This is a genomic window from Spirochaetota bacterium (assembly GCA_026414805.1).
GTDB lineage: Bacteria > Spirochaetota > UBA4802 > UBA4802 > UB4802 > UBA4802.
The window spans coordinates 1-24,377 of sequence record JAOAIH010000047.1 but is presented as its reverse complement, the minus strand read 5'-3'; the positions used below and the strand labels follow the sequence as shown (position 1 = coordinate 24,377).

The following is a 24,377-nucleotide window of genomic DNA, read 5'->3' as shown; positions in this document are numbered from 1 at the left end:
GGGTGCGCTGAGTACACAGAGTTATGGGAGGGATAGCAAAATTTGGGGTCAGAGCCTTATTTCCTAATCTCCGCGTTCTCTGCGATCTCTGCGTGAAATAAAAATACATCACGCTGAGGACGCTGAGGTCACAGAGTAAGCTGGGGTCAGAGCATATATTACAAGATCCTGAACCAAGTTCAGGATGACTTGTCTGTAATTCATCAAACTAAACTCAGTCGTAGTAAATTATAGGGGTCAGAGCCTAAATGAAGTCACAAATCTCATCATTATCAGCGGTCTCTGCGTGAGAGAAAAATACCTCAAGCTAAGGGCGCTGAGTACACCGAGTTACTTGTGGGATAGCATAATTTGGTGTCAGAGCCTTCATTTCAAGATCCTGAAACAAGTTCAGGATGACACAATGTTTTTAAACATAAAATGACCCATGTGGTCAGAGCCATCCTCCACATCTCAGCGAACTCTGCATGAGATAAAAATGCATCACGCGGAGGACGCAGAGATCACAGAGTTACTTGTGTGATAGCATAATTTGGGGTCAGAGCCTTCATTTCAAGACCCTGAAACAAGTTCCGGATGACATGTTGTCATGTACCTTAAAATCAACTTGGAGGGTCAGAGCATTAAATTTTACATAAAATAACAAATAAAAATCTTTACATTTTTCAACACTTATAACTATAAACTAATTTAAGGAATAATTTTTACATACCAGGACTGTAACAATGGAGAAAATGCTTCACCTTATACTATGCATAGCGATGCTCTCATTTACTGCTTGTATTGACGAGAAGCTGTCGCAAGAAGAGTTTGCTATTTTATGGCAGGAATACCTAACCAGGGAATTCATAGAAAGTTTTGATGAAGAACAATCATCAAAACAACGACGTGAGATTATGGATGCTATACTACAGGATTATAAAGTAAGCCCGCAGGCATTTTACAATTACTGTAAAACAAAGCATCCCGATAAATATGCACTTTTTGATGTAAACCCTTAAATAAAGCGAGGATAGTATGCTACAGTGGTTACGCAAACGGTCATTCCATATTGCTTTTATTGCATTTTTGTCCGGCATATTAATTGGTGTTAATATTGCCTTTACTGTTTCTGCACAGGAACCTTCATTTAAATACCTGGATTTTTTCCATCAGGTATACCAGCTTATACGCAATGAATACGTAGAACAACCTGACTCCAAGAATCTTTTTTATGGCGCTATCCGTGGTATGATAGCATCATTAAATGATCCTTTTTCACGCTTTTTAGATGAAAAGGAATACAGCCAACTTAAGGAAGAAACCAGCGGTGAGTTCATTGGAGTTGGAATTGAAATTTCTGCCAAAAATGGTGATATCGTTGTTGTATCTCCTATTGAGGGGACTCCTGCAATGAAAGCGGGTATTCAGCCGGGAGATATCATCTATAAAATTGATAATAAGCCAATCAAAAATAAAAATATTAATGACATTGTGTCAATGATACGCGGCAAGCCACATACTAAAGTAATTCTTTCCATTATCCGTGAAGGCATAGAAGAGCCTATTGATGTGGAACTTGAGCGACTTCCAATAAAGTTGCAAACTGTTAACTATGCTGTAATCGATAACACAGGTATTGGCTACCTCAGAATAAAAGTTTTCAGTGAGGATACTGCAACTGAAGTTAAAAAAGCCCTACAATATTTCCAGAAAAACAATATTACTAAATGCATCATAGACTTACGATGGAATCCTGGTGGACTTTTAGATCAGGCTATTACCGTAAGTGATATGTTTTTGCCAAAAGGAACCATGATTGTATCAACAAAAGGGCGAAGCGGCAAAGAAACGCTACAAGAATACCGTGCCACCTCTAGCCCTCTATTTAATGGTAAATGTGTTATTCTGGTCAATAAGGGTAGTGCATCAGCTTCGGAGATTGTTGCTGGCGCATTTAAGGATAATAATCGCGCCAAATTGATTGGCGAGAAAACCTTTGGCAAAGGCTCAGTGCAAAAATTTTTTAATTTAGATGAAAATACTGGTGTCACACTGACTATCGCCAAATATTATACTCCCTCTGGAATTTCAATTCATGGTATAGGCATTCAACCAGACTACACTGTTCCCATGGCTACTATCTCCAAAGAAGAACAAAAGCAGATTAATATACTTGTAAAGGAAAAGATACTTGAAAAATTTATTCGCACCCACAATAAATATGATGAACTTACAAAACAGGAGTTTAAGCAGCTTCTTGATAAGAATAATATTAAACTTTCAGATTCAACAGCCAACTACATCTTAAAATCAGAGATATACCGTTTTGCTAAGCGACCGTTGTATGACCTGGAATTTGACAACCAACTTACAGAGGCAATTAAGATAATAAATGAGTAATAAAGTTTTAGGGATAGGCCTGGAAAGCTCATGTGATGAGACAGCAGTTGCCATAGTTGCTGATGGAAAATCGATTCTGTCGCATGCAATCTATAGCCAAATCCACCTTCATCAGGAATATTATGGTGTAGTTCCTGAAATTGCGTCACGTGCACATTTAGAGGTTATTAATGATCTGATTGACCATTGCCTCAGAGAAGCAAATGTATCGTTTAAAGACCTCTCGTATGTTGCAGCCACCTACAGGCCAGGTCTGGTTGGTTCGCTTTTAGTTGCATTGCAGTCAGCAAAGGCTATCAGCTATACACTATCTATACCGCTTATTGCTGTCCATCATTTAGAAGCACATTTATATGCACCATTTTTAGAAGGCCATGGCATAGAATTTCCATTCATTGGATTGCTTGTATCAGGGGGGAATACTGCACTCTACGTTGTAAAAGACTTTGGTACCTTTGAACTGCTAGGCAATACCACTGATGATGCTGTTGGCGAAGCATTTGACAAGGTAGCAAAATTTTTATCCTTAGGATATCCGGGGGGGCCAATAATTGAAAAGTTAGCATCTGTGGCAACAGTAAAAAAACCAATATTCCCAAAAATACTTGCCGATAGCAATGATTCATACTCCTTTTCGTACAGCGGGCTTAAGACTGCAGTCATCAATTATATGCATGAACATCCCGATGCTAACGTACATGAAATAGCATACAGCTTTCAGGAACGGGCTCTTGAAATATTAGTTCGCAGGCTCTTTGATGCATCAAAACGCTTGAAAATACACACACTCGTCGTAGCTGGGGGTGTTGCAAGCAATAAGCGTTTACGTGAATTAATCATAGAAAAAAAGAAAGATTACCATACAATATATTTCCCTTCCCCCATATTATGTACTGATAATGGCGCAATGGTCGCTGGAATTGGGTACCAGTATTACATAAAAGGGATGTTCAGCCCACTATCAATTGATGTAAAAGCCAGACCTTAAAAAATTAATTGCTTTTTTCATTCATTCATTGTATTATTCACTTTAGTTACGATGGCAAATTGCACATACCCCGCTGCCTAAAGCTGCGAGGCAATACTTTTATATATTGTATAGTACAAATGCCATATATACACAATTATGGAAACCCACAATACATATCATAATCTTATCGATGCAATTATTGATATAGAAGAAGACCCAGAATCAAGGGACCCTTCAAAAGGATTCCCCCGGCTTCTATGCGAATATTTTTTTGCTGAAGAAACTTCTGAAAATAAAGCCATCGCCGGGTACATATATCAATTGCCTGTCCCAGAGGTGATTAAACAAAAAGGCCTATTACACATTACACCTGATGATATTGCACCACTTGTTGAAGGTGAAAATCTCAACGATACATTGTGCGCACGTATTATGTTGCAACCGGCTTATCTTAAATATGCATATCCACACCATAGCCCATCATTTTCAAAAATGCCACCCGAAATTAAAGGTGAACTTATAAAATCAATTAAAGAAAGAAACCAGATGATACTTAAAGCATTTGAAAAGATGCAGCAGGACATACAAGCTACAAAAGAACGGAATGTCAAAACACTCATTGCTCTAATACTGAAGAATGTTCACCTTAAAACTGGTATGCCTTTTGCAAAAATTCCTGAACCAGTTGGTCAGCTTATTGAAAAAAATTTTAACTTTTGCAATGAAACATTTATTGCATCCAATAAGCAGATACATGAAATAAACGATGATACCAAAATTAAAAATTTGCTCAAATCACTATTTATTGTTAAGCGGTTTGATGATTTGGTAGAACTTGCACAGGTTTTTAAATCAGAAGCTAAACGCTTTACACGAAGAACTCAAAGAATTTTACAATAAGCTATTCACAATCGTTCTTTCAGGCATTTTTTACTATCACATTTTTATAATGATTTCCACTCTTCTGTTTTTTTGCCTGCCTTCCTGGGATGAATTATCCGCAATCGGATTTTTTTTACCCAGTCCACGATAGGATATTTTGTCATGCCCTAATTTATTTTTCAAATACCCAGCAACAGTCTGTGCACGCTTTTCAGAAAGATTCTGATTATATTCATCAGTCCCAATATTGTCAGTATGACCTTCCACAATAATTTCATTATTGGGATATTTGGCCTTAATTATCCCAACGAGCTTTTCTAACACCTTACGTGCATCAGCATTCAAGGTATATTTATCAAACTCAAAGAGAATATCCGAAAAACGTATAATCATGCCCCGTGAATCAGAATCAACCGAAACACCATCCTGCTTTAATTCTTTCTCTATTTCTTTTTGCTGCTTTTTCTTTTCCTCTTCAGGGATGCTCTGATACGCCATATTGGTTTGATCAATTGACATTTTAAATTCTACTGTGCTCAATTGCCCTGTCCTCCCAAATATTAAAAGCAGGTTATATGCGTTAACCGATTTTTTTGGCTGATTTTTTTGAATATCCCATATCATCTGTCCTGCATACTGCCCATATATCTTAACAGGGAGATCATCGGGATATGGTTTATCTTTTAACGTTTTATCAATAAGTATGGAATAATTAATGAATGCCTCATTACTCTGGCTATTGATAAATAACAGTGTGTATTGAGCTTCAAGTAACAATATTAGTGGAACGGAAAAATTATTAAATACAATATGTATCGGCGCTTTCCATACAAAACCAGTACTGATATCTTCATTAGGGAATGTTGGCAAATGACGAAGGTTTGGCATAAAACTACCTTCAGGAACTACAAAAGTGCCATTTGTATTAATAAAAAAGTCAGAAAAATATTGTTCTTCTAGTCTGTAAACAAAATCGTTTATATTTTTTCTATATACTGAAAAAGAACCATTTACAGCCTGCCCATTTGATTTTTTCTGATAGCATACTAAATCAATGATATTGCGTTCACCATATATTCTTTTAAGTTCACCATTTTCATAATATTCAATTTTTGCATCATATACAAATTCTAGTTTTGATTGTTCGGGAATATCCCACTTCAAGGTAAGTGCAAAAACAAAATGTGTATCAAGCAGCAAAACAAAAACCATCATATTGATAGCAATTGTAAATTTCATCATTGCCTCTTTGTATACTGTAGTTCCACTACTATACAATATGACATGATGTAATGCAATATAATTTTTTAGTATATATTTATATTGCTGTGTAAATCAAAGTTAAGATTAAATTGTCCATTTATTTTTATTTTCTATATTCATAGGTTGGTGTCAACTGATATAAGACTGCCAGCTTTCACCCATTTCACCAGATAATTTACACAGATACCTGTGAGCATGCCAATAACATACCCATACGGTATTGTTACTATTAATGCAGCAACAATCAGCGAAATTTTCAAATCAAAGCTGTTGCCAATAACATCTGAAATAAGCCCTAATAATGTTAGTGCTTCAAAAAATAAAATCACACCCAGCAATGGCAATGGGAACATTTGTAATATATAAATTCCGTTTGCTCCAAACACCACACCTGTAATAGTCATGGCCAGTCCAAATAAAATTACTGAACCGCCAGTACGAGCTCCAAATGTATAATGGCCGGCCATACCACCACTTCCATGGCATACAGGAATGCCACCAATCAATGGATTCATAATATTCATAATTGCATAGGTAAATGCTATTTTCCGCGGCGAAACAGATTTTTGAGGAAATAAATCCTTACTCAGCTGACTTGTGGCAAAAATTGAATTGCCCAGCGATAGCGGAATTTGAGGCAGTGCAAGTATCACAAAACCTTTAATAATATTTTCCAGAGTTAATGAGTTAAAAAAATTATGCTTATGCGATAGCTCATGTGCTATTCCATCGGTACCAAATACCATACCATATACAATGCCTACTGGTATGAGTATAAGCGCCGGCGGAATGCGTCTGTTACCCAGTAACACAACAATGATGGAAAATGATACAAACACAAGTATGTAATCGGAAAATTTTTCAGAAGGTATATACTCTTTTATAGATAGCATGATAAGCTGCAATCCAAGGCCAAATTGGATTCCCCTGATAACTGCTTTTGGAATTATCTTTGCAAAAACATCAATAACACCAAACGCAGTTAATACCAACATCAAAACACCAATAGTAAATCCACCACATACTACGATATCCCCACTCAATTTTTGTGTTATTACAATCAAGGCTACAGCTTTTAACGGCTGGACAGGCATCGGGATTTTATAAATAAATCCCGTAAATATCTGCATTAAACCATATGCAATAAATACTACACCTGCATCCATCCCTGTTGCCACTAAGATCCCAACTAAAAGAGGAATGACTGTTCCCATATCACCAAATGCGCCTGAGAGTTCATTCCTATCAATTTTTATGTCTATAAAAAAACGGTGGATTTTGTTAGCAAATGAATCTATTCTGTTATCATTCATACAGTTTTAGCCCATTACACACTCGACATAGCTTTCCATCTTTGAGTGGATACGCTTCACCACACCGTGGGCATACCCCTACAGCACCAAGCTTGTCTTTACCAATATAATTCTGACATACTTTCACTTTTTGTACGGAGATAATATCATCCCAAGCGTCAATAATTTGATGAATAAGGAGCTCTTTATTTTGTGCTTCTTTTGGCTTTAATTTAAAAAACCAGTTAGTAATTTCATTATATTGTTTAAGTTTCATTGTATCAAGATATGCACGTGTGCCATCACCATGATATTTTTCAAACATAGTCATTGCAAATCTTCCTGTATGAATTACCTTAAGCCATCCATTTCCATACGTGCAGGGAGTAAGCAGCTGAATTGCATCAGGCAAACACACTGCTGTTTCACATAAAAAATCATAAAATTTTTCTTTATCGCGGCGTGTCCATAATATATCAACCATTAAACCGCCAATCAAAACTCCAGGGGCTACACTCCCATGGAATTTTTCAATCATGTGTATATACTCGTCAACTGAATAACCACAAATTGTCTTCATAACGATTAAAGCCTTTAGTATAATGTAAAAATATTCTTTGAGCTATCGCACCTATACAATACGTTATACAACTTTTTCAACCCTACATGGAATATATCTGTGGAAAGGAGTGCCTGCCAGCTTGTCCCTGTGAGTATTTTTAGCAAGATAGTTGACATTAACACCATGTACTTTTCCACCATATTCAAGACCAAACCCATGCGGAATCATAACATACTTTCGGGTTGTTTGCTGGGTAATTTCAAGTTCCAACTCCACAGAACCTGCCTCAGTGATAACCCTTACACGCTGACCATCCTGTAAACCAAGCTCCTGTGCATCGTCCGGGTGCATTATACATGTGCATGCTCTTTTGCCCTTATTCCAGTCGGGATTTCTCATTAATGTGTTTGCATTGTAAGGGTAATGCCGTCCTGCTGATAATATGAATGGATAGTCTTTGTGTAATTCTAATTCCTTAAGCTCATTTTCAACAGTTACATCTTTGCACCACTGTTCCATCTCAGGTATACATACATTTATTTTTTTATCCTCAGTACTTAAATCATCAAAGTTGTTTAAAGGGTCCGACTTGCCAATCCACAAACCTTGTGGATTATTCACTATTGCATTAAAAATTTCTTCACCCATCAGAGGTCCTTTTGAAAAACCAACACGCTGGGCACATTGTTTAAAACTCTTTGGCGCATTCATGAGCAGCGCCCACAAGCTGGCAAGATGAACCGAACCCATAGCTTTCCCCAGTGTTTTACCAATAACAAATGGAATAACTTTTAGTGCCTGTGGGTTTTGTTGTATATAATTCAAAAACTCCATCCCAAAAGAAAGCCTGTCTTTTGTTGCAGCTATATGTAGCGACTCAGGTATTTCCGGAACAAAACCCATTTTTTCAGCAATTCGTAAATGAATTTCTCCAAGTTCAATTTGTTCACCCTCAGGTTCAACAACAGGTCGGCGCATCTGAAAATATATTTCTGGCCATGTCCATGTGAAGAATGTGCCATCCCATGATTCATAACCACTGCGAGCAGGCAGCACATAATGAGCTAATTTTGCAGTTTCGGTCATGGCAATCTCAGCAACCACCAATAAATCAAGCTTGGAAAAAGCTTTTTCATATTGGTGGGTATCAGCAAAAGAGCGTAATGGATTGCACTGTGTACATAATACAGCTCGTATTCTTTCAGGGTGATCAGTTAATATCTCTTCGGGCAATACATTTGGTGGGAACACACCTGCAATGGCTGGATATCCTGTTACTACCGTTCTCCAAGTTTTTTCATCCCGCTCATCACTATGAGAAATTATGGGCATAAGCATTCCCGGTATTACATTGCCACCCTGTACACACATATTCCCCGTTATAGTAAAAAGTATTATTTGCAAATAGGTTGTGAGCGTACTGTGCCGGTTCATGTACACACCTAAATCCGGATGCACACATGCCTTTTTAAATCGTATGTGCCTGCATACTTCTTTTACCACTTCATATTCCAGACCACATACATCAATAGCTTTTTTTATATCAAAATCCGCAAACCAGCTTTTAATTTGTTCAAAGCCATTTACATGATTTTTGACATATTCTGTATCAACCCACCCTTCCTCTAAACAAAGAGCTATCATGGCTTTTGTGAGTAGTGCATCAGTGCCGGGTTTTACCGCAAGGTGAATATCTGCAATTTCTGCTGTTTCGGATTTGCGAGGATCAATTACTATAAGCAATTTATCAGGATTTTTTGCAAATTCGCGCAAAAAAAGCGGTGCGCGCGGCATCTGATGGCTTACCATTCCATTCCAGCCCCATGCAACAAGCACATCAGTATTGTGCTCATCAGGAATCATAAATTTATATTGTTTTCCGGTTACTCTTCCGTATGCCCAAAATAAACCGGTAAGTTCTTGCCCAAGGGCATTATAGTAATACTGTGAACCGATAGCTCTCATCAAGGTAACACCAAATGCCGCTTCAAAATGGCAGCCCTGTCCACCACCCCCCACATATGCGTAGGATTTAGGTCCATACATTGTCACTATTTCTTTTAGTTTTGCAGCTATTTCATCAATTGCCTGGTCCCAAGAAATGCGTACAAAACCTTTGTCAGTGCGTTTTAAAGGGTATTTGAGCCGTTCATCATGATGCTGGTGATACATTATATTCATACCTTTCCTGCACACATACCCTTTGCTCCGCGGATTTTCTTTATCACCGCGTACTTTAACTATTTTGTTATTTTCAACTTCAACCTCTATGCCACAATTTTGAGCGCAGAGCACACATCCTGTTTTTTTCCACTCACCCATACATTACCTCCGGTTTATGTCTCTTTTAAATACTTCATTATTGAATTTTTAAACACTATAATAGGTCGGTCACTTTTAACAACCTTCATACGTAGAAGCGCCCCTTCAAAACCCTGAAAAATAAATTCAGCTGCCTGTGTTGTATCAACATCATCAGAAATTTCACCACTGTCTTTAGCTTGCTGTAAGCATGAATCAATAAGCCGAATTAGTTTTTGAATTGAATGATTAAGTTTTACTCGGAAATGTTCACTCAAATCACTCATCTCTAATGAAAAATTGCCAATGGGGCATCCTAACGTGTAATTCATTTTTTTAAAATGCCTGGCATAAAACATTATAAGATTTTCTAACCTTTGAAGTGGTGAAAAAGAAGTATCATTAAGATATTGCTGAAATATAGAAGTAATGGCATTTGTATAATACTCAATAACCTGAAGCCCTAAATCATCCTTGCTTTTAAAGTAGTAATAAAAAGAACCCTTGGGTACATCTGCCTTTTGTAGTATTTCCTGTATCCCGGTATTATTAAAACCCTTCAGATGCATAAGCTTTGCACTAATTGCAACAATAGTATCTTTTGTATTGTTTGCTGTAACCATAGATTGTAACCTTATGATTATTTGCTTTTATGTATATAGTAGACCAGTCGTCTATTTGTCAATGATTTTTTATCTCAACATCCTGATTTTTTTCACACTCCCATGTTGGGAAGGGTTATACCAAAAGAAGAATCACTGCATTATTAAATTCACCTTGACATTGGTTGGTTAAATTTTTTCATTGTATCGTGATTATTGATTCCAAAATAGTACAACGGTTTATTCACTATGCCACGATTGCAACTTAACGAGCTTTCAGTATACAGTTTTAGATATCATTATAAAATAAACATAAATGACATTAATATCTGGGGGCACGTTGGCATACCTGAAATGATTGCTATAATTCACTTAGCTCGAAGGGATATGCTTTGTTCAATTGGATTTGATGAAAACAATATGGGTGATAACACCGTTTTAATAATAGCCGATGTTGCAATGAACCTTTTAAAAGAATTACACCTTGATGATGAAATTATAATTGATACAACAATTGGTGAAATTGGGAATAAGAGTTTTCGATTTTTCCATAAAATTAGTCATAACGATGCAACCGCAGTACTTGTGGAAATGGGGGCCGTAATATTAGACAAATTAACCAGAAAGCCTGTACGCATTTCATCCAAATTTTTAAATAAAATACTTCCTTACACAGATACAATTTTTCAAAAAAATCTACGGTAATCAAAAAATTGATAATTATACTCCAACACTATTCATCATTAACTTTATACCTATAGCTATTTTATAATTCTTTACAAATTACATTAACTGCAACAACATCAAAAACTAAATTTACGGGTAATACAGTTACAATAAAAAAGCACCGCTATGTTAACGGTGCTTTTATATGCATCCCCGAGGGGATTCGAACCCCTGTTGCCGGGATGAAAACCCGGTGTCCTAGACCCCTAGACGACGGGGACGTGTAATGATGACCACATAAAAAATAATATTGAAACTGTCAATATTATTTTATTGAGTCGCCGGAGAATCGAACTCCGGACCCACTGCTTAAAAGGCAGTTGCTCTACCGACTGAGCTAGCGACTCCTGCACTTGATAATAAAAAAGATTTAACCTTGTATAATTAATAGGTTTTTGGTGTCAAATAAAAAATACAGCATTTAAGTCTACTTTTCAAAAAATTACTTCATTTTAAAAATTTTTTCATAAAAAAGTTGTAATTTTCAGTCTTTTTTATTATCTTAATATGGTTTGGGGTAATAGTTGTTTGGGCATCATTTTTTCTATGATGGCATTGATATGCATAAATATAAATGTTATAATACCATTTTGTCAATTTTATTGTTTGCGATAGGCATCGCAGCTATTGCCCTATTATCCTGTGCTGATGACAACTTCAACGCTATTATTAATCAAGAAAACGCCTATACAGGGAATAACACTATTCCGGTAATTAACGCTCCAATACCCGGGAATAATGGACTCATCATAGTATCAAACATTACTGAAAATTCTGCAAAAGTACAATGGACATTTGCTACCGATAATTCCCCTTCTGAAACTTTGCAATATCAGGTGGTTATTAGCCAAACTCTTACTCTTTTTTCATTGGATGAAATTCTTCAGTCCGGACTTCTTGACGAAGATAATTGGTCCACTCAGCCTATAAATGAATTTATTTTAACAAGTTTGATGTTTGGTAAACGATACTTTGTGAATGTATGCGTAAAAGATCCTGACAAAAACATATCAATTTACTACCCCTCTACATTCACTACAAAAGGTAGAATATATCTCTTCAGCGCCGGAAAATACACTGGTGCTATGGCATCATCTGCTAGCACTGCTCGCCAGGAAATAAATGAACTTGTGCATAAAGCTCTTATCAATAATTATCCTGCATTGCCACAGGACAATTGGGTGGCCTTTATCAGTATTGATAGCAACGATGCAATAAAAAACTTACCCGATAATTATTCTGTTCCAGCAGACTGGCCAGTCTATTCGCCAACAGGTGTAATCATTGCATATAACTGGTATGATTTACTTGATGGCACAATCATTGACCAATTACAAAATGTAGGGGTATGTGACAGCTACTGGTGGTCTGGCAGCTTGCAGGATGGTTCATGTGATACTGACTATACCTGCAGCACATGGACAAGCGAAAAACTTTCAACATCAAATTCAACCCTTGCAGCAGTTATTGTCTTAAACGGGAGAAGTGGTGCTCATAACAGAAATAATTATGAATGGATATATAGTAATGACAGAAATTGTACAAATTCCCATCATCTTCTTGGCTTGTGCTGGTAGTAAGATGTCTATACAATTATACTGTGGTATATACATGTGAAAAATAATTATGTGATTCAAACATGGCTTATTCTACTTTTGACAATGCAATCATTTTGCTACTCTACTATTGTTTTTGCTAAGGATTTTTCAGGTTATGCAACTGTTGGTCTAGAAACCGCATACTGTATTATTGCGGGCCATTATGCAGAAAGCCTCAATAACGGAATGGGTGCCGGGTTTTTTTCTTTTGTACCTATTTCTGATTGGTTTATGGTTAATGGCACCCTGACATATAATCGATTTTCCCTTACACGGAGCACCAATTCAAATATGCAGGTGTTTGGCATAAGTATTGTACCATCACTTTATTATACATTGCCCTATGATTTTACTGCATACACTGGTGCCGGTTTTTCTTTAAAATACCATACCCTTTCTGCAATTAAAACTGAAAAGTCTGATGCAACAACAAAAACTGGATTTGTGTTACATACAGGTGTATCTAAAAATATCTTCACTCGCACCATCATGGCAGTTGAATGTGCATATTCTTTATCGGAGCTATCGCATAAAATATTTCAAACCATTATTATTTCAGTTAAAGCTGGTTACCAATTTGCACTCTATTCACCTGATTATTATGCGGCTAAGGAAAAAGAAAAAGCTGAACAGATAAAAATTACAATTCAGCAACAATTCAAAAGAGGGGTGGACCATCTCAAGGAAAAAAATGCCTCACAAGCATTAGAATATTTTAATCAGGTACTATCGCTTGATCACAATCATAAGGAATCACTTGAATACGTTTCCATAATAACTGTGGCTCTTCAGCAATATAATAAAGCACAATCGTTAATTGAAATTAACAAAGATTATGAGGCTCTACCGCTTCTTAATTTTTCATCACAATACGTCAAGGAAGCAGAATTACTGTATAAACAACTGCAAAAAAAACTTTTACCCAAAGTGCCGGATATGATCACTAAAGGAATAGAAGCTTTTAATAATAAAAACTATGATGATTGCATTCTTATAATGAATAGTGTTCTTTATATTGACCCTAATAATACTATTGCTAGCGCTTATATTGTAAGGGCAAAAAGGATTAAAGAAACAATACAAAAATTGCAATAAAGCTATGAGAATCCGGTATAAAATATTAATAGCATTTATTATAATTATTGCAATCACTATGCCCTTCCCACTATACATCCTCAACAGACAGATTGAGCAATTGCACTCAAAGATTATCAATGACGGCACATTGCAGGCAAAACAGATATCGAACATGGTTTTGAATATGCTATTGCTCAACAGTGGTAACGTTGCTCAAACCAGTATTGATGCAAATGAATATATTACTGCTATAAAACCATTATTTAACGGCCTTGTATCCTTGAAGGTGGTACTATTTACTCCAAATCCTAAGTTCAATACAATGCTTTTAGCTGATTATCCTCAAGGGAAAATACTTTCACCACTTTCACATGATCTTTTAAAAAAAATTTCAAATCAACAACCCGTACTATATTCTTCAAATAATGGAAATACATATATTGAATTTATTGCACATTCAAAAATCCCTCAAAGTTCTATATCATGCGCTACCCATTTAGTTTTTAATGAATCGATAATATTGGAACCGGTATATGCTAATTATACAGTTTTTATAATAAGCGTTGTATCACTACTGGTTATTGCCTATATCACATCTACTGTATTTAGCCGCAAATTTTCCAAACCAATTGAATTAATCATGGAATCGCTTAAGAAATTTGATGAAGGCACAACATCAATCACTATACCTGCAATCAAGCAGAAAGATGAAATTGGGAAATTAGCAAAAACAACACAACACCTTTTAGACATGGTTAATTTAGAAATTAAGGAATTAACACGGACCAATATGGAGTTACTTCGTTTGAATAAACTTAAAGATGACTTCCTATCAAATATCTCATATGAAATAAAAATACCACTTGAGAGTATAACTCATTTAACCAACTCAATTATTCATACCTATTCTGCTAAAGACAGTGCAAGTATCACTACTTCGCTAGAAATGATTTCAAACAGTGCTCTTCGGCTATCATATATGATTGATGATATACTGGATTTCACACGGTTAAAGTATAATGATATTATTCTTAACAAAAAGGTTGTTGATATTTCGGGTGTTATTAATTTTGTCATTTCAATCTTACAGCCTGCTATCCGTTCAAAATCACTATCGGTTGCCATCAGTATTGATCCCCAAGCATCCCATGTTATGGCAGATGAGCAGCGGCTCCAACAGATTTTACTAAACATTATTGGCAATGCAGTAAAATACTCACATAAAGGCAGTATATCCATTCGCACTCAAAAAAATAACCCCGAAACATTAGCAATCATTGTGCATGATACAGCAGGAGGGCTTCCGGAACAATTATTACATGACATTGATGATTTTGGATACAATAGTAAATCACACGATACTCCATATGGAGGATTAGGGCTTGGGCTTGTTATAACAAAAAAACTTATGGAATTGCATGAGGGGACAATTTCCATACACTCGGTACCCAACGAGGGAACAACTGTAATGCTATGCTTCCCATACAATCAGGAACTCATTACTAATGAATTATCCCAAACTATATCCTATGCAGAATATACAATACAATCGGCAAGTGAGGATGAACACCTTTTGCAAAAAATCCAATCAACAATATCCCGAGGATTTATTTATATTGTTGATGACGATCCGGTAAATGTTAAAATTCTTTTTGATATGCTCACCGGTGCAGGCTATTATGTAGAATTTTCACACGATGCTATCCCTTTATTCTCTATTTTAAATCAGGGCAAGCTGCCTGATCTTATACTATTGGATACAATTTTGCCAGGCACATCAGCATTCCAGGTTTGCGAAAAAATAAGAAAAACATATTCATTATATGAGTTACCCATAATGATAATCACATCAAAGCACAGAACTCAGGAAATTATAACCAGTTTTAGAATTGGAGCAAACGACTATCTCAGCAAGCCTTTTAATAAAGATGAGTTAATTGCACGAATCACAAACCTTATAACGCTGAAACAATCCGTGCAGGAACACAATGAATACATCATGCTGAAACATGAAATCCGCCTGGCACATGAAATACACAGTTCTGTTGTAGTCCAGGATATCCCAAAAATACAACACATTAATATTGCACATGCATATATCCCAACCAGAGAGATGGGTGGTGATTTTTATGATGTCATTAAAATAAGTGACTCAAGAACAGGAATAATGATAGCAGATGTAACCGGTCATGGTATTCCAGCAGCCATTGTATGTGCAATGCTGAAAATGGCTCTTGTAAATAATAAAGAATATGCATCACATCCTGCACAGCTACTCACCTTGCTCAATAAAGACTTAACCAACAATATCAAAGAAAATTATATTACTGCTGCATATGCTCTGATTGATACTGATACTAAACAGATAACAGTTTCTCTTGCTGGCCATTGGGAACCACTACTGATACAGAAGAATGGCACTATTTTCAATAACTGGCCAAAAGGATTTCCTATTGGATGGGTTGATGACAGTCAATATACAGAATCAACCACTTCATACACAGAACATGATAAATTACTGTTATACACTGACGGCATAATTGAAGTTATGAACAGTAAAAATAAAATTTTTGGCACTGACCGTCTTATTGAGTATATTCATAACAACTATTTACAGGACCCTCAATCATTTATAACAAACCTTATAGCAACACTACGTGTATGGTCTGAAACGGCAGAAACAGATGCATTCAGAGATGATGTTACGATTATTATGGCAGAGTTATTATAATTTTTTTGTTGATATTTGATACAGTTATTGTATACATCTATGGTATTATGAATTGTAAAATCATTGAATTACCCGGCATCAAAACAGAAGATGTCAATTATAACAGGATTGTGTTACTAATACAACTTGCTGATGTTGCAGACATGGATAAAAATAATGATTTATTCATGCTATTGTCATGTTTAATTACTGGTGGTTTGAAAAAAATCATTTTTGATATGGCCGAAGTTGAATTTATTGATAGTTACGGTATGGGAACTTTAATTGACATAACCAAGATGATTCGTAAACATAAGGACGGCGATGCTGTACTCATCAACGTTCCAGAAAGAATACAACTTATATTTAAGCCAATTCAGCTTCAGAAGTTTATGAAGATTTTTACAACATTAGACGAGGCATTACATTATTTTCGATACGTATAACATCTTTTATAATGGTGGTACAACATGAGTTTTGAAATAGAAGTGCTCAATCTATCATTTATTAACAAAGAAAAAATTGATTATGAAACAATTGTATTTTATATTACCTATCCTGAAAAAATAGATATTGAATCATCACGGCAGCTATGGGTATTTTTAAATACATTAATCCATGGTGGTGCAAAAAAAATAATTGTTGATTTAAAAAAGGTTACACAGATCGATAGCGGAGGAATAAGTACTCTTATTTCTGCAACAAAGCAGATCAGAAAAAACAATGGCGACCTGGTATTGGCTCTGTAAATGAGTCTATACTTAATATCCTTGATGTAGTACGAGTTGGCAGTTTTATAAAAATATTCAACACTGATGTAGATGCCTTGCAGTATTTCCGGTACATAAATGCATAAGCTACAGTTGCACTTCCATGGATATAGCATTTAAAGACTACTACAAAATATTAGATATTCCCTGTACAGCTGATAGTACTACTATCAAAACAGCGTTCAGAAAAAAAGCCAAGGAAACCCATCCCGACAGCACAAAAGAAAACAATTATGCACAGTTTGTACTTATTCGTGAGGCATACGACATTTTAACAAACCCCTCTCAGCGTGCGCACTATGATACAGTATGGAAGAAATATCATGCAAAAACTTCTCCAGAAATAGCATCAATATTTGAGGATTTTGGGCCTCCCGATGACAGGTATGTACAGGAATGGGAATATTTTGTGCTCCATCCTGATGATTACTTAAGCCGTTTTGAAAGCACTATTGCCTTAATAAAAGCAACGTTCAAGTCGATTGTTATAAGTTTATGCATTCCTCTTCTTGTTATGGCAGGGATTCTTATAACAGTTACTATCGCCCTGCTTATACTTTTTGTTTTTTCAATTGCAATAGCTTCATACTCCTCACTTGTCGCAGGTATAATTATTACAGCATTGATGATAAAACGACTGATTGAAATTATTGCCGTGCTTTTTGCTCAATACGTTAAAAAAGGTGCAGCGTGGATGAACGCACAGCTAAAGGGTATACCTATGAAAGTTGGGAAAATGGTATTCTATGGAACTTTCACTGCTGCATTTTTGCTTTTATTAGGATATGCAATTGCGGTTATTGCTTCAATTAAGATGTTCACATCCTATTCTTATTCAAAGATAATTGTCCTTAGTATTGGGATAATTGCTGTTGTTGTTGTTTCTCTTTCAGTGTATTTTATGTTTTCTGTTTTTGTAATGGCTCTTTCTCAGTATCCAAAAATTCGATATACAAAGGTAAAGGCAAAAAAAGAAAATCTTCTGGAATCTAAGCTCCTGCTTCATTAAGACACTGGAGATAATCATAGCCATCCTGTATCATCGTATCCCAGCTACCTTTGCGGGTTTGGTGGACAAGTGAAGCGTTTAATAGGTTTATAAAATCCTCGCGCGCAATAAACCGTGCACCAAATCGTTTCAGATTATCTGTATATACCTGACAATCAATGAATGTAAATCCTAATCGCCTAACTACTGCAACCAGTGTCAGAAGTGCTATCTTTGAAGCATTGTCAATTTTTGTAAACATGGATTCACCAAAGAAAGCTTTACCCAGTGACACCCCATACAATCCACCAACAAGCTCCGCCCCCTTCCATACTTCAACTGAATGTGCATATCCCAATGTATGTAGCATTGTATATGATTTTTTCATACGTGGTGTTATCCACGTACCAGAATCATTTTTACGTGGTTTGGCACATTCTGCTATCACCGTTTGAAAAGCTTTGTCCATACTCACTGTAAAAATCTTTTTTTTCATTACCTGTTTGAGTGAACGGGGTATTTTTAATTCATCCGGGAACAGTATAAAGCGTGGATCGGGGCTCCACCAGAGTATCTCAGACGTATCGCTGTTAAACCATGGGAATATGCCTTTTGAATACGCTTCAAGCAGCCACTCTGGTGTTAAATCACCACCAAAGGCAAGCAGTCCATCCTCTATAGCTTCATGTACGGGCGGGAACCAGATAACATCCTTATCCAGATAATACAACATTTTACTGTTCGATAGTTATAGATACTGAATCATTTACAACATCAGCTATGGCCCTGCCGCCATTTTTCAGTGCACCAAATAAAACTGCATCCACAAAGAACGATTTGATATATTCCTGTATGATACGCGCAACTTCTCGTGCACCAAATACAGGAGAATACGCCTTTTCACAAAGCCAGTCAATACATGCATCTGTGCAAACCAGCTGTACATTTTTTTCCTCAAGCTGCTTTGAAAATTCTCTAATCTTTTTTATCACTATATTTCGCATCATATCTTTATTCAGGCCATTGAAGAATACTATCGCATCAAGGCGGTTGCGGAACTCAGGTGCAAACAGCCGTTCAAGCTCTTTGTTGACTGCATCTAAATTATACGTCGCCACTTCAAAACCAAGCACCCTCTTATGCATTTCACGCACCCCTGCATTAGATGTCATTATAATGATAGTATTCCTGAAATCAGTTTTTCGACCAGTATTATCAGTCAACGTGGCGTAGTCCATAATCTGTAAAAGAGAATTGAATATATCAGGATGTGCTTTTTCAATTTCATCTAGCAGCAACACGCAATACGGGTGCTTGCGGACAGCTTCAGTCAGTTGTCCTCCTTCTTCATAGCCAACATAGCCTGGTGGTGCGCCAATTAGACGGGCAACCGTATGCTTTTCCTGATACTCACTCATGTCAAACCGTATAAGCTCAATGCCCATCGTAATTGCAAGTTGTCGCGCAAGTTCTGTCTTCCCCACACCTGTTGGCCCAACAAACAAAAACGATGCAATGGGTTTTTCAGCCTCCCTGAACCCTGCACGCGAGCGTTTTATTGCCTCAACTACTTTTTGTACTGCAGCATCCTGTCCAAAAATCTGTGCTTTAAGTTCGCTTTCAAGATACTGCAGCTTTTCAATTTCACTTGCCGAAACGGTGCGCTCTGGTATGCGGGCTATCTTTGCAACAACACGTTCAATTTCATGCGCAGTGATGACAGGCTGTTCATCTTCACGCGCATACATCCGTGCATATGCACCGGCTTCATCAATCACATCAATTGCTTTATCAGGAAGCTTTCGTTCTGTAATGTACCGTGCCGATAGCTCTACAGCCTGCCTGAGTGCTTCATCAGTATAGGTTACTCTGTGATGTTCTTCATAACGGGACTTTATCCCCTGTAATATAGCAATGGTATCTTCATGCGATGGTTCATGTATATCAATTTTCTGAAAGCGACGTGATAGTGCACCATCCTTTTCAAAATATTTTCTGTACTCATCATAGGTTGTGGTTCCAATACAGCGAATTTTGCCATCAGCAAGCACAGGCTTCAGGATATTGGAAGCATCCATTGAACCTCCACTGACCGCACCTGCTCCAACAATAGTATGTATCTCATCAATAAAAAGAATAACCTTCTCTTGCTTCTGCAACTCAAGAATGACCCTCTTGAGGCGTTCTTCAAAATCGCCTCTGAAACGTGTTCCGGCAATAAGAGCGCCCATATCAAGGCGATATATCTTTGCACCTTTAAGTGCCGGCGGCACTGTTCCCTCTACAATTCGCTGGGCAAGCCCTTCGGTTATTGCTGTTTTGCCAACACCTGGTTCGCCAACATGTACAGGGTTATTTTTTAGTCTGCGCGACAGCACCTGCATTGTCCGCTCAAGGATATCATCTCTGCCAATTAAAGGGTCAAGTTCTCCTTTCCGCGCTTTTTCAGTTAATTCTACTGTAAACTGTTCAAGCACTTTACTCTTTTTGCCACTCTCTTCTACAAGGTCATCATCAAACTCTTCAATCTCATCTTCATCAAACTGTGTACCATGTGATATGTAATTCAAAAGATCATAGCGTGTGATACCTTCACGTGCCAGAAAATATGATGCAAAGGATTCTTCTTCTTCGTAAATAGCAATGATAATATCGCCAAAATCAAGTATCTCCTTCTGTGCAGAATTAATGTGCAAGATAGCGCGCTCAATGACATGCTGCAATCCAACAGATTGTATCGGTTCGCCTTCTTCTATAACTGGCACCCTGGTTGAAAGATGCTTATCCAGATTACGTTTGAGCTGTTCTATATTTCCACCACACCCTTCTATTACTTCCCTGCCTTCAGGGAAATACAATGATGCAAACAATACATGTTCAGGGGTAAGATACTCATGCTTACGGTTTTTTGCCTCATTATAGGCAGCCATTAAAATCTGATTTAATACTGTACTTATTTCCATTAGCAAAAGTCCTACTATATATAATTATGCTTCTTCAACCGTGCACTTAAGCGGAAATTCCCGCTGCCGTGCCATAGTATGAACCTGTTGTGCCTTGGTTTGTGCAATATCATACGTATATACACCACAAATGCCAAAACCATTTTTGTGAACTTGTAACATAAGTTCAGTTGCTTCCATAATATTTTTATGGAATACTTTCACCAGGACCTCAACAACAAAATCCATGGTTGTATAATGGTCATTATGCAGTATGACCTTATACATCCTTGGCTTTTTAACCTTTATATCTTTCTTAACCTGGAGATCACCTTCATAATCGTGTATATGTGCCATGGTTATCCCCGTGGTTTATTTCATATATAAAAAATATAAATAAATCTTCAGTATTTGGCAAGTATCTTACCCTATAAGCTTTTCATATTCAGGCACAATATCGTCAGTGAACTTTTGCATACCTTCAAATGTTTTTTCATGTTTCAGCATGTCAGCTATCACCCCAAATGGTACTGTAGCGATATGTGCCCCTACAAGTGCTGCTTCCCTTACCTGCCGTGGATTGCGCAGCGATGCCGCAATAATCTGTGACTCATACCCATAATACGCCAATATCTCCACACACTGTGAAACCAGATCTATGCCAGATATAATGCCATTATCATTCAAAAGCACCCCGTTTTGTTCAATGCCATCCTGGGGGAAATAATCACTTTTACCAAATTGCATCTTTGCCCTGCTGCGAATAAGGTCATCAATCCGCCCTGCAAACGGGCTTATGTACGCTGCACCTGCCTTTGCTGCCAGCAATGCCTGCTCAGGTGTAAACACAAGTGTACAGTTAACCGGTATGCCTTCTGACTGCAACACCTTGGCCGCATTAATACCATCAAAGTGGCAGAGCTCATCAGCTTTTACTGCTGGATTAACCGGTATCTTTATGTTGACGTTGTGTGCCACTTCATTAAACCGCTTATATAGGTTTCGCCCTTGTTGTATCATCCCTTCTGCAGTGCGCTTTGTCACCTCAAGGCTCACAGGATTTGGCTTTGAAATTTCTAAAAGCTTTACAATGTATGCTTCTAAATCAAGTTTTTCACCTTTAGCTTTTCTTTTATCAACTGCAGCTTTAAGCAGTGATGGGTTTGTTGTCACACCATCTACTATTCCCCATTCATACGCTTTTGCTATCTCATCAATGTCCGCACTATCAATAAAAATCTTCATAGCAATCCTCCATTAAAAATATAATTTCTATACCATATATTTTAACACATAAAACCCGCCAATTAATAGTACCACAAAAACTATCGACAGGACATTAAACCATTTATTTATAAATGCATTGATAGGCTGGCCAAATTTCCATATAAGCCCAGCTACCAAAAAGAATCGCAATGTGCGGCTGATTATTGAGGCTACTGTAAAAATAACAATATTAATATTTGCCACACCTGCAGTAATTGTTATCACTTTATAGGGGATAGGAGTAAATCCAGCGGTAAACACAATCCAGAATGAATATGTCTCGTATAGCTGCCGTGCTGAATTAAACGTTTCAATTGTAAAACCAGGGATATTATTAAAAAAGAACATGGCTATTCTTGAAAAACTATCGCCATCATACCATAAAAAATATCCTATGGCATACCCTAAAAGCCCACCGATAACCGAAGCAACCGAACACAAAGTAGCCAACCGCGCAAAAATTTCCCTTTTGCCTAACACAAGCGCAATGAGCAGCACATCTGGTGGCACTGGAAAAAACGATGACTCAGCCAGCGCCAAAACAAACAGAGCCCACGAGCCAAATGGCGTATGTGCCCATGAGAGTACCCAATCATATAAATACCTGTGGATATTCAATCCGTATTGTTTGTATGAATAATGAGCAACTGGCATACATTACCTTTCTGGTTTTAAAAGCGGGAATAAAATGGTGTCTTTGATTGACGCTGTATCAATAAAAAGCATTACCAACCTGTCAATGCCAATGCCAAGCCCCCCTGCAGGCGGCATGCCATATTCAAGCGCTGTTACGTAATCAATGTCCATCATTTGCGCCTCATCATCGCCTGCTTCACGCATTTTCACCTGCTGTTCAAATCGCTCACGTTGATCAAATGGGTCATTGAGCTCGCTAAATGCGTTGGCTATCTCCCTACCTGCAATATATACCTCAAAGCGCTCAACAAACTCAATGTCATCCTCCCTGCTTTTTGCAAGGGGCGATAGCTCTTTTGGATAGTCTATGATAAATGTTGGTTGAATGAGATTTGCTTCAACCTTTTCCTCAAACATCTCCTCTGCTATTTTCCACTTTGACATGCTTTCATCAACATCAATACCAACATCCTTTGCTTTCTGGACTGCTTCAGTGTGCGACAGCTTTTGAAAATCTATCCCCGTGTATTTTTTCAGAGCATCGACATAGGAAATCTTTTGCCATGGTGGTGTGAGGTCAATGGTGTTACCCTGGTACTGTAGTACCATGGAGCCCAATAACTGTTGAGCAAGTGTGCTTATCATCTCCTGCGTTATTTCCATCATGTCGTTGTAATCTGCATATGCCTGATACAACTCAAGCATTGTAAATTCCGGATTATGGCGCGTTGATATTCCTTCATTGCGGAAATTGCGGTTGAGCTCATACACCTTTTCAAATCCGCCAACAAGCAGCCGTTTAAGATACAATTCAGGTGCAATGCGCAGATACAGGTCAATGTCAAGTGCATTGTGATGAGTAATAAAGGGGCGGGCGGCTGCACCACCAGGAATTGCCTGCATCATCGGGGTTTCTACTTCAATAAAATCTTTCTGGTTTAAAAATGTTCGAATACCAGTAATAAGCTTGCTTCGGAGCACAAACTGCTGGCGCACTTGTGGATTTACAATGAGATCAACATACCGCTGTCGGTAACGCTGTTCTTTATCAGCAAATTCATCAAATACCTTCCCATCCTTTTCCTTAACCACAGGAAGCGGCCTGATACATTTTGCAAGCAGTGTAACTTCCTGCACTTCTATAGTGATCTCACCCTGCTTTGTTTTAAACACATGCCCTGCAACACCAATGATGTCCCCAAGATCAAGCGTTTTAAAAAGTTCATACGGATCATCACCAAGCTTGTCAAGCCGCGCATACACCTGAATAAGACCACTGGCATCCTCAATATGCGCAAAGCTTGCCTTCCCCATAACGCGCTTGGATTTTATCCTTCCTGCTGCCCTGACATGTAATTCTGTACCTTCAGCAAAGATTTCTTTAATTTGTGCTGCGGTATGTGTACGTCT

General features: G+C 37.4%; 22 protein-coding genes and 2 tRNA genes. 11 read left to right on the top strand and 13 right to left on the bottom strand.

Features of this window, described 5'->3' with window-relative positions; all coding sequences use genetic code 11:
* Nucleotides 1–725 precede the first annotated feature (725 nt).
* The 4 genes from N3F66_10270 to N3F66_10255 all read left to right on the top strand — a co-directional run bounded on the left by N3F66_10270 (nucleotide 726) and on the right by N3F66_10255 (nucleotide 4,252).
* The gene (locus tag N3F66_10270; protein ID MCX8124533.1) at nucleotides 726–1,001 is read left to right on the top strand and encodes a hypothetical protein; all 276 of its coding nucleotides are present in this window, start codon (nucleotides 726–728) and stop codon (nucleotides 999–1,001) included.
* A 16-nt stretch (nucleotides 1,002–1,017) separates the two neighbouring features.
* Nucleotides 1,018–2,382, top strand: a complete 1,365-nt coding sequence (locus N3F66_10265) for a S41 family peptidase (GenBank protein ID MCX8124532.1) — start codon at nucleotides 1,018–1,020, stop codon at nucleotides 2,380–2,382.
* Complete coding sequence (gene tsaD, locus N3F66_10260) at nucleotides 2,375–3,370, top strand: tRNA (adenosine(37)-N6)-threonylcarbamoyltransferase complex transferase subunit TsaD (protein ID MCX8124531.1); 996 nt, start codon at nucleotides 2,375–2,377, stop codon at nucleotides 3,368–3,370. The genes N3F66_10265 and tsaD overlap by 8 nt, the downstream gene beginning before the upstream one ends.
* 138 nt (nucleotides 3,371–3,508) lie before the next feature.
* Entirely contained in the window at nucleotides 3,509–4,252 is a 744-nt protein-coding gene (locus tag N3F66_10255) for a hypothetical protein (GenBank protein MCX8124530.1), read from the top strand.
* A 36-nt stretch (nucleotides 4,253–4,288) separates the two neighbouring features.
* On the opposite strand, the gene N3F66_10250 is transcribed toward N3F66_10255, so the two are convergent.
* The 5 genes from N3F66_10250 to N3F66_10230 all read right to left on the bottom strand — a co-directional run bounded on the left by N3F66_10250 (nucleotide 4,289) and on the right by N3F66_10230 (nucleotide 10,275).
* Nucleotides 4,289–5,473, bottom strand: a complete 1,185-nt coding sequence (locus N3F66_10250; protein MCX8124529.1) for an OmpA family protein — start codon at nucleotides 5,471–5,473, stop codon at nucleotides 4,289–4,291.
* A 140-nt stretch (nucleotides 5,474–5,613) separates the two neighbouring features.
* Nucleotides 5,614–6,810, bottom strand: coding sequence for a putative sulfate/molybdate transporter (locus N3F66_10245; GenBank protein ID MCX8124528.1), 1,197 nt, complete (start codon nucleotides 6,808–6,810; stop codon nucleotides 5,614–5,616).
* A complete protein-coding gene (locus N3F66_10240; GenBank protein MCX8124527.1) occupies nucleotides 6,803–7,369 on the bottom strand; it encodes a formylmethanofuran dehydrogenase subunit E family protein in 567 nt (188 codons plus the stop codon). Before N3F66_10240 ends, N3F66_10245 begins: the two co-directional genes overlap by 8 nt.
* 63 nt (nucleotides 7,370–7,432) lie before the next feature.
* Complete coding sequence (locus N3F66_10235; GenBank protein MCX8124526.1) at nucleotides 7,433–9,673, bottom strand: molybdopterin-dependent oxidoreductase; 2,241 nt, start codon at nucleotides 9,671–9,673, stop codon at nucleotides 7,433–7,435.
* A 14-nt stretch (nucleotides 9,674–9,687) separates the two neighbouring features.
* Complete coding sequence (locus tag N3F66_10230; GenBank protein ID MCX8124525.1) at nucleotides 9,688–10,275, bottom strand: TetR/AcrR family transcriptional regulator; 588 nt, start codon at nucleotides 10,273–10,275, stop codon at nucleotides 9,688–9,690.
* Between the two features lie 228 nt (nucleotides 10,276–10,503).
* Between N3F66_10230 and N3F66_10225 the strand changes: the two genes are divergently transcribed.
* Nucleotides 10,504–10,959, top strand: coding sequence for a thioesterase family protein (locus N3F66_10225; GenBank protein ID MCX8124524.1), 456 nt, complete (start codon nucleotides 10,504–10,506; stop codon nucleotides 10,957–10,959).
* A gap of 169 nt (nucleotides 10,960–11,128) precedes the next feature.
* Here N3F66_10225 and N3F66_10220 read toward each other — a convergent pair.
* Nucleotides 11,129–11,201 (bottom strand) — tRNA-Glu (locus N3F66_10220).
* Nucleotides 11,202–11,254: 53 nt separating this feature from the next.
* Nucleotides 11,255–11,327, bottom strand: a tRNA-Lys gene (locus N3F66_10215).
* Between the two features lie 213 nt (nucleotides 11,328–11,540).
* Here N3F66_10215 and N3F66_10210 point away from each other — a divergent pair.
* The 6 genes from N3F66_10210 to N3F66_10185 all read left to right on the top strand — a co-directional run bounded on the left by N3F66_10210 (nucleotide 11,541) and on the right by N3F66_10185 (nucleotide 18,144).
* The gene (locus N3F66_10210; GenBank protein MCX8124523.1) at nucleotides 11,541–12,557 is read left to right on the top strand and encodes a hypothetical protein; all 1,017 of its coding nucleotides are present in this window, start codon (nucleotides 11,541–11,543) and stop codon (nucleotides 12,555–12,557) included.
* A 36-nt stretch (nucleotides 12,558–12,593) separates the two neighbouring features.
* Nucleotides 12,594–13,673, top strand: a complete 1,080-nt coding sequence (locus N3F66_10205; GenBank protein MCX8124522.1) for a hypothetical protein — start codon at nucleotides 12,594–12,596, stop codon at nucleotides 13,671–13,673.
* A gap of 4 nt (nucleotides 13,674–13,677) precedes the next feature.
* Nucleotides 13,678–16,386: a SpoIIE family protein phosphatase gene (locus tag N3F66_10200; protein MCX8124521.1), complete on the top strand. Its 2,709-nt coding sequence runs from the start codon at nucleotides 13,678–13,680 to the stop codon at nucleotides 16,384–16,386.
* Between the two features lie 47 nt (nucleotides 16,387–16,433).
* Nucleotides 16,434–16,811, top strand: a complete 378-nt coding sequence (locus N3F66_10195; protein ID MCX8124520.1) for an STAS domain-containing protein — start codon at nucleotides 16,434–16,436, stop codon at nucleotides 16,809–16,811.
* A gap of 24 nt (nucleotides 16,812–16,835) precedes the next feature.
* Nucleotides 16,836–17,114, top strand: coding sequence for an STAS domain-containing protein (locus N3F66_10190; protein ID MCX8124519.1), 279 nt, complete (start codon nucleotides 16,836–16,838; stop codon nucleotides 17,112–17,114).
* A gap of 124 nt (nucleotides 17,115–17,238) precedes the next feature.
* Nucleotides 17,239–18,144, top strand: a complete 906-nt coding sequence (locus tag N3F66_10185; GenBank protein ID MCX8124518.1) for a DnaJ domain-containing protein — start codon at nucleotides 17,239–17,241, stop codon at nucleotides 18,142–18,144.
* Here the strand turns inward: N3F66_10185 and aat are convergent.
* The 6 genes from aat to lysS all read right to left on the bottom strand — a co-directional run.
* Entirely contained in the window at nucleotides 18,125–18,856 is a 732-nt protein-coding gene (gene aat, locus N3F66_10180) for a leucyl/phenylalanyl-tRNA--protein transferase (protein ID MCX8124517.1), read from the bottom strand. The two genes, N3F66_10185 and aat, sit on opposite strands and share 20 nt — an antisense overlap.
* A gap of 1 nt (nucleotide 18,857) precedes the next feature.
* A complete protein-coding gene (clpA, locus tag N3F66_10175) occupies nucleotides 18,858–21,086 on the bottom strand; it encodes an ATP-dependent Clp protease ATP-binding subunit ClpA (GenBank protein ID MCX8124516.1) in 2,229 nt (742 codons plus the stop codon).
* A gap of 24 nt (nucleotides 21,087–21,110) precedes the next feature.
* Nucleotides 21,111–21,422, bottom strand: coding sequence for an ATP-dependent Clp protease adapter ClpS (clpS, locus tag N3F66_10170; GenBank protein ID MCX8124515.1), 312 nt, complete (start codon nucleotides 21,420–21,422; stop codon nucleotides 21,111–21,113).
* A gap of 66 nt (nucleotides 21,423–21,488) precedes the next feature.
* Nucleotides 21,489–22,310 (bottom strand): transaldolase, encoded by an 822-nt coding sequence (locus N3F66_10165; GenBank protein ID MCX8124514.1) that lies wholly within the window; start codon nucleotides 22,308–22,310, stop codon nucleotides 21,489–21,491.
* Between the two features lie 27 nt (nucleotides 22,311–22,337).
* On the bottom strand, nucleotides 22,338–22,985 hold the full coding sequence (locus N3F66_10160) for a DedA family protein (protein MCX8124513.1): 648 nt from the start codon (nucleotides 22,983–22,985) through the stop codon (nucleotides 22,338–22,340).
* A 3-nt stretch (nucleotides 22,986–22,988) separates the two neighbouring features.
* The coding region (gene lysS, locus N3F66_10155) for a lysine--tRNA ligase (GenBank protein ID MCX8124512.1) at nucleotides 22,989–24,377 on the bottom strand (1,389 nt) is incomplete at its 5' end.

What these genes read in the sequence shown, in the direction of transcription:
- N3F66_10270 (MCX8124533.1), top strand. Translation starts at nt 726, where the DNA reads ATGGAGAAAATGCTTCACCTTATACTATGCATAGCGATGCTCTCATTT.
- N3F66_10265 (MCX8124532.1), top strand. Translation starts at nt 1,018, where the DNA reads ATGCTACAGTGGTTACGCAAACGGTCATTCCATATTGCTTTTATTGCA.
- tsaD (MCX8124531.1), top strand. Translation starts at nt 2,375, where the DNA reads ATGAGTAATAAAGTTTTAGGGATAGGCCTGGAAAGCTCATGTGATGAG.
- N3F66_10255 (MCX8124530.1), top strand. Translation starts at nt 3,509, where the DNA reads ATGGAAACCCACAATACATATCATAATCTTATCGATGCAATTATTGAT.
- N3F66_10250 (MCX8124529.1), bottom strand. Translation starts at nt 5,473, where the DNA reads ATGAAATTTACAATTGCTATCAATATGATGGTTTTTGTTTTGCTGCTT.
- N3F66_10245 (MCX8124528.1), bottom strand. Translation starts at nt 6,810, where the DNA reads ATGAATGATAACAGAATAGATTCATTTGCTAACAAAATCCACCGTTTT.
- N3F66_10240 (MCX8124527.1), bottom strand. Translation starts at nt 7,369, where the DNA reads ATGAAGACAATTTGTGGTTATTCAGTTGACGAGTATATACACATGATT.
- N3F66_10235 (MCX8124526.1), bottom strand. Translation starts at nt 9,673, where the DNA reads ATGGGTGAGTGGAAAAAAACAGGATGTGTGCTCTGCGCTCAAAATTGT.
- N3F66_10230 (MCX8124525.1), bottom strand. Translation starts at nt 10,275, where the DNA reads ATGGTTACAGCAAACAATACAAAAGATACTATTGTTGCAATTAGTGCA.
- N3F66_10225 (MCX8124524.1), top strand. Translation starts at nt 10,504, where the DNA reads ATGCCACGATTGCAACTTAACGAGCTTTCAGTATACAGTTTTAGATAT.
- N3F66_10210 (MCX8124523.1), top strand. Translation starts at nt 11,541, where the DNA reads ATGCATAAATATAAATGTTATAATACCATTTTGTCAATTTTATTGTTT.
- N3F66_10200 (MCX8124521.1), top strand. Translation starts at nt 13,678, where the DNA reads ATGAGAATCCGGTATAAAATATTAATAGCATTTATTATAATTATTGCA.
- N3F66_10195 (MCX8124520.1), top strand. Translation starts at nt 16,434, where the DNA reads ATGAATTGTAAAATCATTGAATTACCCGGCATCAAAACAGAAGATGTC.
- N3F66_10190 (MCX8124519.1), top strand. Translation starts at nt 16,836, where the DNA reads ATGAGTTTTGAAATAGAAGTGCTCAATCTATCATTTATTAACAAAGAA.
- N3F66_10185 (MCX8124518.1), top strand. Translation starts at nt 17,239, where the DNA reads ATGGATATAGCATTTAAAGACTACTACAAAATATTAGATATTCCCTGT.
- aat (MCX8124517.1), bottom strand. Translation starts at nt 18,856, where the DNA reads ATGTTGTATTATCTGGATAAGGATGTTATCTGGTTCCCGCCCGTACAT.
- clpA (MCX8124516.1), bottom strand. Translation starts at nt 21,086, where the DNA reads ATGGAAATAAGTACAGTATTAAATCAGATTTTAATGGCTGCCTATAAT.
- clpS (MCX8124515.1), bottom strand. Translation starts at nt 21,422, where the DNA reads ATGGCACATATACACGATTATGAAGGTGATCTCCAGGTTAAGAAAGAT.
- N3F66_10165 (MCX8124514.1), bottom strand. Translation starts at nt 22,310, where the DNA reads ATGAAGATTTTTATTGATAGTGCGGACATTGATGAGATAGCAAAAGCG.
- N3F66_10160 (MCX8124513.1), bottom strand. Translation starts at nt 22,985, where the DNA reads ATGCCAGTTGCTCATTATTCATACAAACAATACGGATTGAATATCCAC.